The sequence below is a fragment of the Curtobacterium sp. 1310 genome (genome assembly GCF_017834105.1).
Lineage (GTDB): Bacteria > Actinomycetota > Actinomycetes > Actinomycetales > Microbacteriaceae > Curtobacterium.
Genome location: NZ_JAFICY010000006.1, coordinates 154,651 through 168,329, shown reverse-complemented (window position 1 = coordinate 168,329; position 13,679 = coordinate 154,651). Strand labels below are relative to the sequence as shown.

Annotated in this window: 13 protein-coding genes; 7 read left to right on the top strand and 6 right to left on the bottom strand. The window is 69.7% G+C overall.

Annotated features, from left to right (window positions below):
- Window positions 1-90: 90 nt before the first annotated feature.
- Both mmsA and mmsB read left to right on the top strand, forming a co-directional pair.
- Window positions 91-1,641, top strand: coding sequence for a multiple monosaccharide ABC transporter ATP-binding protein (mmsA, locus tag JOD95_RS14545; RefSeq protein ID WP_066655660.1), 1,551 nt, complete (start codon window positions 91-93; stop codon window positions 1,639-1,641).
- Entirely contained in the window at window positions 1,628-2,809 is a 1,182-nt protein-coding gene (gene mmsB / locus JOD95_RS14540; RefSeq protein WP_066655663.1) for a multiple monosaccharide ABC transporter permease, read from the top strand. Before mmsA ends, mmsB begins: the two co-directional genes overlap by 14 nt.
- A 103-nt stretch (window positions 2,810-2,912) precedes the next feature.
- On the opposite strand, the gene JOD95_RS14535 is transcribed toward mmsB, so the two are convergent.
- Entirely contained in the window at window positions 2,913-4,193 is a 1,281-nt protein-coding gene (locus JOD95_RS14535; RefSeq protein WP_066658547.1) for an alpha-amylase family glycosyl hydrolase, read from the bottom strand.
- Window positions 4,194-4,317: 124 nt separating this feature from the next.
- Between JOD95_RS14535 and JOD95_RS14530 the strand changes: the two genes are divergently transcribed.
- The 3 genes from JOD95_RS14530 to JOD95_RS14520 all read left to right on the top strand — a co-directional run bounded on the left by JOD95_RS14530 (window position 4,318) and on the right by JOD95_RS14520 (window position 6,153).
- Window positions 4,318-4,716 carry a DUF3253 domain-containing protein gene (locus JOD95_RS14530; protein WP_066658549.1) on the top strand — a complete coding sequence of 133 codons (399 nt, stop codon included), beginning with the start codon at window positions 4,318-4,320 and terminating at the stop codon, window positions 4,714-4,716.
- A 35-nt stretch (window positions 4,717-4,751) separates the two neighbouring features.
- The gene (locus JOD95_RS14525; RefSeq protein ID WP_209685696.1) at window positions 4,752-5,846 is read left to right on the top strand and encodes an SDR family oxidoreductase; all 1,095 of its coding nucleotides are present in this window, start codon (window positions 4,752-4,754) and stop codon (window positions 5,844-5,846) included.
- 130 nt (window positions 5,847-5,976) lie between these two features.
- Complete coding sequence (locus JOD95_RS14520) at window positions 5,977-6,153, top strand: CsbD family protein (RefSeq protein WP_126891475.1); 177 nt, start codon at window positions 5,977-5,979, stop codon at window positions 6,151-6,153.
- A 65-nt stretch (window positions 6,154-6,218) separates the two neighbouring features.
- Here the strand turns inward: JOD95_RS14520 and JOD95_RS14515 are convergent, their stop codons facing one another.
- Window positions 6,219-7,292, bottom strand: a complete 1,074-nt coding sequence (locus JOD95_RS14515) for a spore photoproduct lyase family protein (RefSeq protein WP_245172420.1) — start codon at window positions 7,290-7,292, stop codon at window positions 6,219-6,221.
- A gap of 45 nt (window positions 7,293-7,337) precedes the next feature.
- Between JOD95_RS14515 and JOD95_RS14510 the strand changes: the two genes are divergently transcribed.
- On the top strand, window positions 7,338-7,676 hold the full coding sequence (locus tag JOD95_RS14510; RefSeq protein WP_209685694.1) for a biopolymer transporter Tol: 339 nt from the start codon (window positions 7,338-7,340) through the stop codon (window positions 7,674-7,676).
- Entirely contained in the window at window positions 7,673-8,107 is a 435-nt protein-coding gene (locus tag JOD95_RS14505; protein ID WP_209685692.1) for a hypothetical protein, read from the top strand. Before JOD95_RS14510 ends, JOD95_RS14505 begins: the two co-directional genes overlap by 4 nt.
- Window positions 8,108-8,252: 145 nt before the next feature.
- Here JOD95_RS14505 and JOD95_RS14500 read toward each other — a convergent pair whose 3' ends face one another.
- The 4 genes from JOD95_RS14500 to JOD95_RS14485 form a co-directional block, all read right to left on the bottom strand.
- Window positions 8,253-10,079, bottom strand: a complete 1,827-nt coding sequence (locus tag JOD95_RS14500) for a beta-galactosidase family protein (RefSeq protein WP_209685690.1) — start codon at window positions 10,077-10,079, stop codon at window positions 8,253-8,255.
- Window positions 10,080-10,154: 75 nt separating this feature from the next.
- Window positions 10,155-11,486 (bottom strand): sugar ABC transporter substrate-binding protein, encoded by a 1,332-nt coding sequence (locus JOD95_RS14495; protein WP_209685688.1) that lies wholly within the window; start codon window positions 11,484-11,486, stop codon window positions 10,155-10,157.
- Window positions 11,487-11,588: 102 nt separating this feature from the next.
- Complete coding sequence (locus JOD95_RS14490) at window positions 11,589-12,572, bottom strand: carbohydrate ABC transporter permease (protein WP_066655680.1); 984 nt, start codon at window positions 12,570-12,572, stop codon at window positions 11,589-11,591.
- Entirely contained in the window at window positions 12,569-13,504 is a 936-nt protein-coding gene (locus JOD95_RS14485; RefSeq protein ID WP_066655681.1) for a carbohydrate ABC transporter permease, read from the bottom strand. Before JOD95_RS14485 ends, JOD95_RS14490 begins: the two co-directional genes overlap by 4 nt.
- Window positions 13,505-13,679: the final 175 nt, after the last annotated feature.

Below are 13,679 nucleotides of genomic sequence, written 5' to 3'. Positions count from 1 at the left end.
CACAGGACTGGAGGCGCGGTGCACCCCCGCACCGCGCCTCCAGTCCGTCTCCACCCGCGCCCAGGCGCGGACGACGGAAAGGCGGTCCACATGGCGGACACCATCCTCGAGATGCGGGACATCACCAAGACCTTCCCCGGTGTGAAGGCGCTCCAGGGCGTCTCGATCGAGGTCGAGCGCGGTCAGGTCCACGCGATCTGCGGCGAGAACGGCGCCGGCAAGTCGACCCTGATGAAGGTGCTGTCGGGCGTCTACCCGCACGGCTCCTTCGACGGCGAGATCCTGCTCGACGGCAAGCCGGTGCAGTTCGGTGACATCAACGGCTCCGAGAAGGCGGGCGTGGTGATCATCCACCAGGAGCTCGCCCTCAGCCCGTTCCTGTCGATCGCCGAGAACATCTTCCTCGGCAACGAGCGCGTCAAGGGCGGGCTCATCGACTGGAACCAGACGAACCTCGAGGCGGCGGCGCTGCTCAAGCGCGTCGGACTCAGGGACAACCCGGTCACCAAGGTCACGGACATCGGTGTCGGCAAGCAGCAGCTCGTCGAGATCGCGAAGGCGCTCTCGAAGGAGGTCCGGCTCCTCATCCTCGACGAGCCGACCGCCGCGCTGAACGACGACGACTCGGAGCACCTGCTCGAGCTCATCCGCTCACTGCAGGCCGAGGGCATGACGGCGATCATCATCAGCCACAAGCTCAACGAGATCAAGGCGATCGCGGACAAGGTCACGATCATCCGCGACGGCAAGACCATCGAGACGCTCGACATGCACGCCGACGACGTCTCCGAGGACCGGATCATCCGCGGCATGGTCGGTCGCGACCTGTCCAGCCGCTACCCGGAGCGCGAGCCGAAGATCGGCGAGGAGCTCCTGCGCATCGAGGACTGGACCGTCCACCACCCGCTCGACGGCTCCCGCGAGATCATCCACCAGGTGAACCTGAACGTCCGCGCGGGCGAGGTCGTCGGCATCGCCGGCCTCATGGGCGCCGGCCGCACCGAGCTCGCGATGAGCGTCTTCGGGCACTCGTACGGCACCGGCATCTCCGGCACCGTCTACAAGCGCGGGGTGCCGATCAAGACGAACACGGTGACCCGGGCGATCGACAACGGCATCGCCTACGCCACCGAGGACCGCAAGCGGTACGGCCTCAACCTCATCGACGACATCAAGCGGAACATCTCCGGCTCGGCACTGGGCAAGCTCGCCGACTGGGGTTTCGTGAACGCCTCGAAGGAGACCACCGTCGCCGGCGGCTTCCTGAAGAGCATGAACATCAAGGCGCCGAACGTCGACGCCGTGACGGGCAAGCTCTCCGGCGGCAACCAGCAGAAGGTCGTCCTGTCGAAGTGGATGTACGCCGACCCGGACGTGCTCATCCTCGACGAACCGACCCGCGGCATCGACGTCGGCGCGAAGTACGAGATCTACACGCTCATCAACGACCTGGCCGACCAGGGCAAGGGCGTCATCGTGATCTCGTCCGAGCTGCCCGAGCTGCTCGGGATCTGCGACCGCATCTACACACTCTCCGAGGGCACGATCACCGCTGACGTGCCCCGCTCCGAGGCCACGCCAGAGGTCCTCATGCAGTACATGACCCAGGAACGGGAGACCCCAGTCAATGAACGCGCTTAAGTCCGCCGCCGGCTACCTCACCGGGCAGCTCCGACAGATCGGCCTGTTCATCGCGCTGATCGTCATCGTCATCTTCTTCCAGGTGGCGACGAACGGCATCACGCTGGCCCCGATCAACGTCTCGAACATCATCGTCCAGAACAGCTACATCCTGATCCTGGCGATCGGCATGGTCATGGTGATCATCGCCGGCCACATCGACCTGTCCGTCGGGTCGGTCGTCGCCTTCAGCGGTGCGATGGCGGGCGTCATGATCACCCAGTGGGGCCTCCCCTGGCCGGTCGCGGCGCTCCTCTGCCTGGTCGTCGGCGCCCTCGTCGGTGCCTGGCAGGGCTTCTGGATCGCGTACTTCGGCATCCCGGCGTTCATCGTGACGCTCGCCGGCATGCTCGCGTTCCGCGGCGCCACCCAGATCGTGCTGCAGAACCAGCAGATCTCGCCCTTCCCGGAGGGCTTCCGCTCGCTCGGCTCCGGCTTCCTGCCGTCGTTCGGCACCACGGGCTACGAGCCGCTCACGATGATCCTCGGCATCGCGGCCGCCGCCGTCATGGTGATCTCGGCCTTCCGGGGCCGCATCACGCGTCGCAAGTACCAGCTCGAGAGCGAGCCGTTCGCCTGGTTCATCGTGAAGACGGCCTTCGGCGCCGCGCTCGTGATCTACGTGGCGCTGCTCCTCGCCAGCTACAACGGCACCCCGATCGTGCTCGTCGTCCTCGGTCTGCTCGTGGTCGTCTACTCGGTCGTCATGCGCAGCTCGGTGTTCGGTCGCCACGTGTACGCGATCGGTGGCAACGCCCTCGCCGCGCAGCTGTCCGGCGTCAAGACCAAGCGCGTCACGTTCCTGCTCTTCGTGAACATGGGCGTCATCGCGGCCCTGGCGGGCGTGGTCTTCACGGGCCAGCTCAACCTGGCCGCCCCGGGTGCCGGCAACGGCTTCGAGCTCGACGCCATCGCGGCCGTGTTCATCGGTGGCGCCGCCGTCACCGGCGGCATCGGCACGGTGCCGGGTGCGATCGTCGGTGGTCTCATCATCGGCATCCTGAACAACGGCATGTCGATCCTCGGTGTCGGCACCGAGTTCCAGTCCCTCATCAAGGGCCTGGTGCTGCTCGCCGCCGTCGCGTTCGACGTGTTCAACAAGCGCCGGGCGGCGTCCGCCCGCAAGTAGCGGTCGATCCCCCTTCGCCGAGGCTCGGGTCGGCGGACAGTTCCGTGGTCGTGGGACCGCGGAACCGTCCGCCGGCCCGAGCCTCGTTCTGTACGCGGAAGCGTCAGGCGGTCAGGACGGCCCAGGCGGCGGCCGGGAGGCGCAGGGTGCCGTCCCGCAGGTCGCCCCCGCCCGCCTCGACCCGTGTCGCGTCGGCCGCGGGCACCTCCACCGGGTCGTCGGCCAGGTTCAGGGCGGTCACCACCGCGGCGTCGGCCGTCGCGGTGCGCAGGACCACGGCCGTGTTGGTCAGGTGGACGACGTCGGTGTGCGCCCGGTGCAGCCAGGGGTTCCGCCGACGCAGGGCGACGAGGGCCTCGTGCGCGTGGGTCAGGTCGTCCGGCTCGGGCGGCATCGCGGGCAGCTCCGGACGGACGGCGTCGTCGCCACCCTCGCGTTCCTCCTTGACCCCGGTCCAGCCGTACTCGTCCCCCGCGTAGACCACGGGGGTGCCGGCCACGGTGAACAGCACCGCGGCGGCGTGCCCGGCGAACCGCTCCCCCACCGCGCTCGCGATCCGCGTCACGTCGTGGTTGCCGACGAACGTGGTGGGGACGAACGTCGCGAGCAGGGCATCGTGCCGCTCCACGGCGTGTGCCAGCTCGAAGCAGTTCCGGTCGGCGATCCCGTGCCAGACCGCCTGCCACAGCTCGTACTGCGTGGTGGAGTCCATCGTCGACGCCGCGACGATCGCAGCTGCGTCACCGTGGATGACCTCGCCGCTGAACCAGGCGTCGGGGTACTGCTCGCGCACCCGCGGCAGCACCCGTGCCCAGAACGACGGCGGCACGGCGTACGCGGCGTCGAGCCGCCAACCGTCGACCCCGCGGGCGAGCCAGTAGGTCATCACCTCGACCACCAGGTCCTCGGCGGCGCGGCCCTCGTGGTCGAGCGCGACGAGGATGTCGTGCCCCTCGAAGTCGCGGACCGGCACGGGGTCCCCTGCCTGCCAACCGGACCGTTCGACCGCGAAGAGCTCCGCGGTCGGGGCGTCCGGGCCCTGTTCCTCGAGCGCACGGAAGGCGGGGTGCTCGCGCCCGACGTGGTTGAACACGCCGTCGAGCACGACCCGGACACCGCGCTCGTGGGCGGCCCCGACCAGCGCGACGAGGTCGGCCTCGTCGCCGAGTCGGGGGTCGACCCGGAAGTGGTCGACGGTGTCGTACCCGTGCGTCGAGCTCGCGAAGACCGGCCCGAGCAGCAGGCCGTTCAGCCCGAGGGCGACGACGTGGTCGAGCCAGGGCACGAGCCGCTGGAGCCGGTGCTCGACCGGACGGTCGTCGACGGGCGTCGTCGGACGGACCTCGGCGCCGACCGCGCCGAGCGGGTAGACGTGCCACCACATCGCGTGCTCGACCCAGGCGGGTCCGTGCGGGCGGGGGTCGTTCGGTTCGGGCTCCACCGGTCCGATCGTGCCAGCCGAGCCTGTGCTGTGGGTCGTGTCGGACCGCAGGACCAGGATGGTGCGCATGGGACGAGCGATCAGGACCGCTGCGGACGCATCGGCATCGCAGGAGGCGCACGCGGAACGGACCTGCGCGTCGTGCGGTCGGCGGATGCCGTCGTCCGCCTCCCCCGACGCGAAGTGGTGCTCGGCTGCGTGCCGGAAGCACGGCGTCGACGCCACCGACCGTGCCCTGGAGCAGCGGATCGACGAGCTGCTCGCCGCCCGCGCACGGACGTCGAGCATCTGCCCGTCCGAGGTCGCGCGGTCCCTCGAGCCCGACGACTGGCGCCCCCTGATGGAGCCCGCCCGACGGGCAGCACGTCGCATGGTCGCGCGGGGTGAGGTCGAGATCACCCAGCACGGCAGCGTGGTCGACCCGTCCACGGCGAAGGGTCCGATCCGGATCCGACGCCCCCGGTAGGGAACACCCGTCGTCGGCGCGCGTTGCACCCGACGATGACGACCACCACAGAACCGACCCCCGCCCGCCCCGAAGCCCTCGTCGTGGGTGCCAGCGGCATCACCGGCTCCGCCCTCGTCGACCACCTGCTCGGTCTCGGGTGGGACGTGACCGCACTCTCCCGCCGCCCGCTCGCGCGCGACGGTGTCCGGACCGTCGCCGCCGACCTCCGCGACCCGGACTCGCTGACGGCGGCCCTCGCCGACGAGCGGCCCACGCACGTGTTCTTCACCGCGTGGCAGCGCCAGGACACCGAGGCCGAGAACATCCGCGTGAACGGCGGCATGGTCCGCGACCTGCTCGCCGCGCTGTCCCACGCGCCGCTCGCCCACGTCGCCCTGGTGACCGGGCTGAAGCACTACCTCGGCCCGTTCGAGGCGTACGCGGCGGGCGAGATGCCGGACACGCCCTTCCACGAGGAGGAGCCGCGGCTCGACACCCCGAACTTCTACTACGCGCAGGAGGACGAGCTCTTCGCCGCAGCCGAGCGCCAGGGGTTCACGTGGTCGGTGCACCGCTCGCACACCGTCATCGGGTACGCCGTCGGCAACGCCATGAACATGGGCCTGACCATCGCCGTGCAGGCCACCCTCGCGAAGGAGCTCGGCCTGGACTTCGTGTTCCCGGGCAGCGAGGCGCAGTGGAACGGGCTGACCGACATGACCGACGCCGGCATCCTCGCCGAGCACATGGTCTGGGCAGCCACCAGCCCCGAGGGTGCGGACGAGCCGTTCAACGTCGTGAACGGTGACGTGTTCCGGTGGCGGTGGATGTGGCCGCGTCTCGCCGCACACCTCGGCGTCGACCCGGATCGGGTCGTCGGCTACCAGGACCGTCCTCGACCGCTCGAGGAACAGATGGCTCCGCACGAGGGTGCATGGGCCGGCATCGCCGAGCGGTACGGACTGGTCGAGTCGGACATCACCCGGCTGGCCTCGTGGTGGCACACCGACGCCGACCTCGGCCGGGCGATGGAGGTCGTGACCGACATGGGCAAGAGCCGCGAGGCGGGCTTCACCGCCTTCCGCCGGACCGAGCGGGCCTTCACCGACCTGTTCGACCGCTACCGCGCCGAGCGGCTCGTCCCGTAGGCGTACCCCGGCCGACCCGGTCGGGGTACACGAACCTCCGACCGGGCCGCGAGTCGGCGCCGACGCCCTGGTTGTCTCGGTTCCACAGACGCCGGGAGCCCTCGGCGGTTCCCGGAGGAAGGAAGACACCATGTCGCTCGGAGACAAGGCCAAGGACGTCACCCAGAAGGTCGCCGGCAAGGTCGAGGAGGCCGTCGGCAAGAAGACCGACGACGCCGAGCTCACGCACCAGGGCCAGAAGGACCAGGTCATGGGAGAGGGTCGCCTCGACAAGGAGAAGGCCAAGGACGCGTTCGACGGCAAGTGAGCCTCGCGCTCTGACGCCCGTACCGCTCGAGCGGTGCGGGCGTTCGTCGTTCCGGGGCGAGGTGCCTAGAAGGCGTACCGGATGCGGCAGGACGGCAGGTGTTCCGCCACCAGCTCACGGAACCGCTCGACGAGCTGCCCCTTCATGCCCGACCGGTAGCGCACGTTGACCGCACCGTTCTGCGACACCTTCTGCTCCTGCAGGTCGGGACGCCAGAGCAGGTCCTCGGCCTTCGGGTGCCAGCCGAGGTTGACCTCGTGCAGGGGCTGGTTGTGCGTCAGGAAGATCACCTCGGCCGCGAGCTGCGCCTTGGCCGCGGGGGACAGCACGTCGTCGACCTGGCGCAGCAGCTCGGCCCAGTCCGACTCCCACGTCGGCGTCAGGATCACGGGCGAGAAGTTGAGGTGCACCTCGTACCCGGCGTCCACGAAGTCGTTGACCGCGGCGATCCGCGCGGCGATCGGGCTCGTGCGGATGTCGGTGACCTTCGCGGTCTCGTGCGGCATGAGCGAGAACCGGATGCGCGTGCGGCCCATCGGGTCCCAGTCGAGCAGCTCGCGGTTGACGTACTTCGTCGCGAAGGACGCCTTCGCGGTGGGCGTCATCCGGAAGAGGTCGCAGAGGTCGCGCACGTTGTCGCTGATCACCGCGTCGACCGAGCAGTCGCTGTTCTCGCCGATGTCGTAGACCCAGGCGTCCGGGTCGCACTGGTTCGGCTCGGTCTTCGGCCCCTGCTTCGCGATGTTGCGCGCCACGTGCTTCGTGATCTGCTCGATGTTCGCGAACACCGTCACCGGGTTCGAGTACCCCTTGCGCCGCGGCACGTAGCAGTAGGCGCACGCCATCGCGCACCCGTTCGCCGTCGACGGGGCGATGAAGTCGGCGGAGCGCCCGTTCGGCCGGGTGACGAGCGACTTCTTCACGCCGAGCACGAGCGCCTCGGTCTTGATCCGGACCCAGCGCTGCACGTTGCGCTCGTCGCCGTGGACCTCGGGGATGTTCCAGTGCGAGGCGACCGGCACGATCTCGGCGTCCGGCCAGCGCCCGAGGACCTCCTGCCCGCGCGGGAGCTCGAGGGCAGCATCCTCGGCGTAGATCCGCTTGACGTCGAGCATGGGTCGCACGCGTGGTTCCGTCATCGGCACCTGTCTACCGCCGACCACCGACGGTGCAGACTCGGGAGCATGACCGCCGAGCCCGACGACCACTTCTTCGTCGTCGACGGCCGCCGGTGGCGTCGCACCGACCCCGCGTTGCCCGAGGAGGTCGCCGCGGCACTCCGCTCGCACCTCGGCCGCGGGCGCAACGCCGTGCGGCAGGCGAAGCGCGCCGGCGACGAGGACGCCCTCGCCGCCGCCCGGCACCGGAACGGCCTGGCGAAGCACGGGCTCGGCGAGCGCGGCCCCGAGTGGTGGACCCGCCCCGAAGCCGACCGGATCGCCGACGCCGAGCGCGCCCTGGCCGACCTCGGCGCCCTCGACGCCCTCGACGCCCTCGACGCCCTCGACGAAGACGCACAGTGACGATCCTGATCCGGCCGCCTCGTCCGGACCGGGTCCTCACAGCCGTGGTGTTCGGCCCCGTCGTGGTCGGTACCGGGATCGTCCTGGCATCGATCGCGACCGACCCGGATGCCTCGGCCCGCGTCTTCTGCTTCGTGCTCGGTGCTGCCGTCGTCGCTCTCGGGACGGTCGTGTCGGTCCGGCTCCCCCGCGTCGCCGTCCGCCTGACCGAGGACCGACTCGAGTACGTCGGCTTCCTGCTGTCGTGGTCCGCGCCGCGGGCCGGGATCGACACCGTTCTCGACGACGGCTTCGTCGAGTGGCGGGACGAGCGCGGCGTCGTGCGTCGGCGGCAGATCTGGCTCCTGACCCAGGCGTGGCAGGACGACGGCACGAGGTTCGCTCCGCTCTGGCGCTGGCGACGCGAAGGGCTGCTCCGGGTGCGCCACTGAGCGGACGCCTGAGTCCGCCCGATCCTTCCCAGAACACTCGCGATGGGAAGCGAGAACGGGCGTACCTGGTCGATTCGTCCGACCAGGTACGCCCGTTCTCACCAGGTACGCCCGGGAGTGCCCGGCGCCCGGAGACGCGCCCGCGTCAGGCCTCGGTGTGTCCCAGGTCGGGCTCGAGCAGCATGCAGACCGTGCGGGACGCCGAGGCGTGCAGCTCGAACACGACGACCTCGTTCCGACCGGCACGGAGCACCGGCCCCGGCACGGCCAGCGTCTGCTGCGGCCCGCGCGACCAGTACCGCCCGAGGCAGAACCCGTTCACCCAGGCGACACCCTTGCGGAAGCCGTCGAGCGACAGGTAGCGGTCCTCGGTGGACGTCAGGTCGAACGACCCGGCGGCGAGCACGGGCCCGGCCAGCACGTCACCGTCGTTGGGTGCCAGCGCCGCGAGCTGGTCGACGGCCGCCGGTGCGATCGGGTCGAGCGCGAGCGGTGACGCCGACCACCGGGCGAGCGGCACACCGTCGACGGCCACGCCGCCGATCAGGCCCTTCGGCTCGCCGATGCGGGGGCCGTAGTCGACGCGCCCCTGGTCCTCGACGAGGAGCTCGAGCGTGCCGGTGACCGGCGGGAGCGCGATCGCCCGGTCGTGGTGCTCGCGCTCGAGGACGCCGACGACGACCCCGTCCACCGAGACGACCGCACGGTCGCGGACCTCGGTGCCGACGGTCAGGACGCCGCCGTCCGGCAGGTCGACCTCGGTGCGGTACAGCACGAAGCCGCTCGCGGCGCCGAGGGCGTCGAAGGTCGGCGGCTCGTCGTGCGTCGACCAGTCGGTGAGCGTGGGCAGCAGGGAGCGGAGCGACGCGACGCGGTCCAGGCGGACCGCGAGGTCCGTGGCGGGGGTGACCCGCGCCTCCCGGCCGCTCGAACGATCATACGATTCAAGGCGGCCCGACCCACCCTCCCGCATCGACTCGGGCAGCGGCGGGACGGGTGCGTAGCGCTCGATGACCGCGCGGAACGCGTGGAACTTCGCCGTCGGGCGACCGGCCTCGTCGAGCGGGGCGTCGTAGTCGTAGGACGTCGCAATCGGCCGGTACACGCCCTTGTCGTTCGCGCCGTTGGTGAAGCCGAAGTTCGAGCCGCCGTGGAACATGTAGATGTTGACGGAGCCGCCGGCGGCGAGCAGGTCGTCGAGGTCCGACGCCGACGCGGACGCCGGGGTGGTGTGGTGGTGCTCGCCCCAGCTGTCGAACCAGCCGTCCCAGAACTCGGAGCACATGAGCGGGCCGGTCGGCTGCGCCTGGCGGAGGCGCGCGAGACGCTCCGTGGAGCGGGACCCGAACGAGCCGGTCTTGTGCAGCGAGGGCAACGAGCCGTCCTCGAGCATCGAGTCCATCGGCTGGTCGACGCTCGTGAACGGGACGGTCAGACCGATGGCCCGGTGCATCTCCTCGAGCGCCCTCAGGTAGGACGCGTCCGAGCCGTAGGCGCCGTACTCGTTCTCGACCTGCACGAGCACGATCGGGCCGCCCTGGTCGATCTGGCGCGGAACGAGCACCGGCGCGAGGTGCTCGAGGTACTCCTGCACGGCGGCGAGGAAGCCCGGCTCGTTCCGGCGGACGCCGACGGTGCCGTCGGCGAAGAGCCAGTAGGGCAGGCCGCCGTTCGACCACTCGGCGCAGATGTAGGGCCCGGGACGGACGATGGCGTGCATGCCCTCGGCGGCGACCAGGTCGAGGAACCGGCCCAGGTCGAGGCCGCCGGTCAGGTCGAACACACCGGGACGCGGCGCGTGGGCGTTCCAGGCGACGTAGGTCTCGATGGTGTTGAGGCCCATCAGCTTCGCCTTGCGGATCCGGTCCTGCCAGAGGTCCGGGTGCACGCGGAAGTAGTGGATCGCGCCGGACAGGACCCGGTGCGGCTCGCCGTCGAGCAGGAAGTCGGAGTCGCCGATGGCGAAGCGCATGGTGTGTCTCTCTCGTACGACGGGGCCGTGCGGACGTGGTGTCCGCACGGCCCCGGGGTGTGGGGAACGCGGGTGTTACTTGCTCTCGACCGTGAAGCCCTGGTCCTTGCCGTACTTCACGAGTGCCTTCTGCCAGGCCTCCAGACCGCCCTCGAGCGAGGTGCCGTTCTGGTATGACTGCCCCACGGTGTCGGCGTAGACGCTGTTCGCGTAGACCTGGTACGGCAGGTAGGTGAAGTCGTTCGCCGAGGACTTCGAGGCGTCGACGAGGACCTTGTTGATCTGCTGGCCACCGAAGTACTCGGGCTTCTCGTCCAGGAACGAGCTCGAGTTCAGGTCAGCGGTCGTCGACGGGAAGCCGCCGGACTGCATGAAGACCTTCGTGGACTCCTCCGACGAGTTCAGCCACTTCAGGAAGCCGGCGGCGAGGGCCGGGTTCTTCGACTGCTTCATGACGACCTGCGAGCTGCCGCCGTTGCTGGCGGTCTGGGCCTGGCCGCCGTCGTAGGTCGGCATCGGGGCGACGCGCCAGTCACCCTTCGCGTCCGGCACGCTGGCCATCAGGTTGCCGGGCATCCAGGCGCCGGTGACCATCGTGGCGATCTGGCCGTTGCCGAGCTGCTTGTACCAGTCGTCGGTCCAGCCGGTGGTCTTCGACAGCAGGCCCTGCTCGACGAGCTGGTCCCAGGTCTTCGCCCACTTCTGCGTGCCGGCGTCGTGCAGGTCGATGGTGATCTTGTCGCCGTCGGTCGTGAACGGGGTGCCACCGGCCTGGGCGATCATGCTCGTGGTGAAGCCGGCGTCGCCGGAGTCCGCCGCGATGTACTTCGACGAGTCCGCCTCGTGCAGCTTCTTGCCGGCGGCGATGTACTCGTCCCACGTCTTCGGCACCTCGATGCCGTACTCGTCGAAGACCTTCTTGTTGTAGAACAGCGCCATGGGGCCGGAGTCCTGGGGCAGGCCGTAGACCTTGCCGTCCATGGCGACGTTGCTCCAGGTGCCCTTCGAGAACTTGCTCTCGAGGTCGCCGAAGCCGTACGACGACAGGTCGACGAGCGAGTCGGACAGGGCGAACTGCGGCAGCGCGTAGTACTCGACCTGCGCGACGTCGGGAGCACCCGAGCCGGCCTTGATCGTGTTCTGCAGCTTCGTGTACTGGTCGGCTCCGGTGCCGGCGTTGACCAGCTTGACCTTGACCTTCGGGTACTGCTTCTCGAACGCGGCGACCTGGTCCTTGGCCGAGGGGGTCCAGGACCAGTAGGTCAGCGTGCCGCCGTCCTTGAGGGCCTTGTCGATGTCGTCCGCCGAGCCGCCGGCGGAGCTGCCGGAGGCGCAGGCGGTCATCGCGATGGCGGCGGTGACGCCGATGGCGAGGGCGCTGAGCCCGCGCCGGAGACGCTTGTTCATGGGTTGCCTTCCACTTCTTCGTGATCTGGGGCTGGGGTGGTGCTGCTGTGTCCCGGTCGGGAGGCGCGTGGCGGGCTGCCGGCGCGCCTCCCGTCCGGTGGGTCAGGCCTTGACGGAACCGGCCGCGAGGCCGGACTGCCAGAAGCGCTGGAGGAAGAGGAACGCGACCACGATCGGGATGATCGTGAGGAGCGATCCGGTGACGACGAGGTTGTAGATCGGCTGCGCGCCGGAGCCGGTGGCCTGGGCGTTCCACTGGTTGAGGCCGACCGTGAGCGGGTACCACTTCGGGTCGCTCAGCATGATGAGCGGCAGGAAGTAGTTGTTCCAGGTGGCGACGACCGCGAAGAGCAGGACGGTGACGACACCGGGCGTGAGGAGCTTCAGCGCGATGGTGAAGAAGATCCGGAACTCGCCGGCGCCGTCCATGCGGGCGGCCTCGATGAGCTCGGTCGGGATCGCGTCGATCGCGTAGGTCCAGATGAGGTACATGCCGAACGGGCTGATGAGCGACGGCAGGATGATCGCCCAGGGGGTGTTCGTCAGGCCGAACTGCGAGAAGAGCAGGAAGGTCGGGACGGCGAGGGCGGTGCCGGGGACGGCGATCGCCCCGAGGACGACGGCGAAGACCGCGCGACGGCCGGGGAACTGGAACTTCGCCATGCCGTAGCCGGCGACCGTGGCGAGCAGGGTCGCGCCACCGGCACCGACGACCACGTACAGCAGCGTGTTGCCGAGCCACTGCAGGAAGATGCCGTCGTTGTAGGTCAGGGTGTCGACGATGTTCTGCCAGAGGTTGAAGTCGCCGCCGAACCACAGGCCGAACGTCGACAGCAGGGACGCCTGGGTCTTGGTGCTGTTCACCAGCAGGTAGAACAGCGGTGCGAACGAGTAGACGACGAAGACGACCATCACGGCGGTCAGGAGACCGGAGCGCTTCACCTTGCGTCCGTCGACCGGCTTGCCGGCGCGGCGCGACCGGGAGGCGCGGGTCGCCCGGTCCCCCGGGTCGCGCTGGGTGGTGGTCGCCTCGGTGACCGTGGCCGGGCTGGTCGCGCCGGCGGCGGGCTGCTGCAGGGTGCTCATCGGTTCTCCTGGCGGGTTCCGCGGACCTGGACGACGTAGGCGATCACGGCGGTGATGACACCCATGACGATGGCGACGGTGGCGGAGTAGTTGAACTGCTGGCCACTGAAGGACAGCGAGTAGGCGTACATGTTCGGGGTGAAGGCGCTGCCGATGACGTTCGGCGCGAGCGTCTTCAGCAGGTTCGGCTCGTTGAAGAGCTGGAAGCTGCCGATGATCGAGAAGATCGTCGCGATGACCATCGGGCCGCGCAGGGCGGGCAGCTTGATCGAGAAGACGGTGCGCAGCGGGCCGGCGCCGTCGAGCTCGGCAGCCTCGTAGAGCTCACCGGGCACGACGCGCAGGGCGGCGTAGAAGATCAGCATGTTGTAGCCGAGGAACTCCCACGTGACCACGTTGCCGATCGACGTGAGGACCCAGGTCGGGCTGAACGGCTGGAGCAGGTCGATGCCGAGCGCGCTGTTCGCGGCGCCGGTGAGACCGAACTGGTTGCCGTAGATGAAGCCCCAGATGAGGGCGGCGACCACGCCGGGCACGGCGTACGGCAGGAACACGGCGATGCGGAAGAACCCGGTGCCCCAGAGCCGTGCGCTGTCGAGCGCGAGGGCCGCCACGAGCGCGAGGCCGAGCATGATCGGGACCTGCACGACCAGGAAGAGTGCCACGCGACCGAGGCCCTCCCAGAACTGGGCGTCCTGGAACAGCTGCACGTAGTTGGCGAACCACACGAACTGGTTGCCGCCGATGAGCTGGTCGCGGAACAGGCTGAGCCAGAGCGCGTAGCCGATCGGCACGATGAGCATCGCCACGAGGACGACGACGAAGGGGCCGACGAACAGCCAGCCGGTGTACCGCCCCCGGACCTTCGGGCGGCGAGCGGTCGGCCGCGCCGGCGGTGCCGCCTCGGCCGGGCGCGCTGCGAGCGTGCTCATGTGACTCCCTTGTCTGCTGCGTTCGGGTTCCGGACCGGGCACCCGACGGTGCCCACGGGTCGTGCCCTGCCTGCGCTGGCGCGGATCCGGAGGACGTCGATGTTGACGTCAACATCGAACGACGTCACCGTAGCATGGCAACGTCAACATGCACTAGCGTTCGGGGAAGTCGAAC

Bases quoted from the DNA above. Each gene is read 5' to 3' on its own strand.
- mmsA (WP_066655660.1), top strand. From the start codon at position 91: ATGGCGGACACCATCCTCGAGATGCGGGACATCACCAAGACCTTCCCC.
- mmsB (WP_066655663.1), top strand. From the start codon at position 1,628: ATGAACGCGCTTAAGTCCGCCGCCGGCTACCTCACCGGGCAGCTCCGA.
- JOD95_RS14535 (WP_066658547.1), bottom strand. From the start codon at position 4,193: ATGTGGTGGCACGTCTACCCGCTCGGCGCGGTCGGCGCCGAGGTCCGT.
- JOD95_RS14530 (WP_066658549.1), top strand. From the start codon at position 4,318: ATGGGACGAGCGATCAGGACCGCTGCGGACGCATCGGCATCGCAGGAG.
- JOD95_RS14525 (WP_209685696.1), top strand. From the start codon at position 4,752: ATGACGACCACCACAGAACCGACCCCCGCCCGCCCCGAAGCCCTCGTC.
- JOD95_RS14520 (WP_126891475.1), top strand. From the start codon at position 5,977: ATGTCGCTCGGAGACAAGGCCAAGGACGTCACCCAGAAGGTCGCCGGC.
- JOD95_RS14515 (WP_245172420.1), bottom strand. From the start codon at position 7,292: ATGACGGAACCACGCGTGCGACCCATGCTCGACGTCAAGCGGATCTAC.
- JOD95_RS14510 (WP_209685694.1), top strand. From the start codon at position 7,338: ATGACCGCCGAGCCCGACGACCACTTCTTCGTCGTCGACGGCCGCCGG.
- JOD95_RS14500 (WP_209685690.1), bottom strand. From the start codon at position 10,079: ATGCGCTTCGCCATCGGCGACTCCGACTTCCTGCTCGACGGCGAGCCG.
- JOD95_RS14495 (WP_209685688.1), bottom strand. From the start codon at position 11,486: ATGAACAAGCGTCTCCGGCGCGGGCTCAGCGCCCTCGCCATCGGCGTC.
- JOD95_RS14490 (WP_066655680.1), bottom strand. From the start codon at position 12,572: ATGAGCACCCTGCAGCAGCCCGCCGCCGGCGCGACCAGCCCGGCCACG.
- JOD95_RS14485 (WP_066655681.1), bottom strand. From the start codon at position 13,504: ATGAGCACGCTCGCAGCGCGCCCGGCCGAGGCGGCACCGCCGGCGCGG.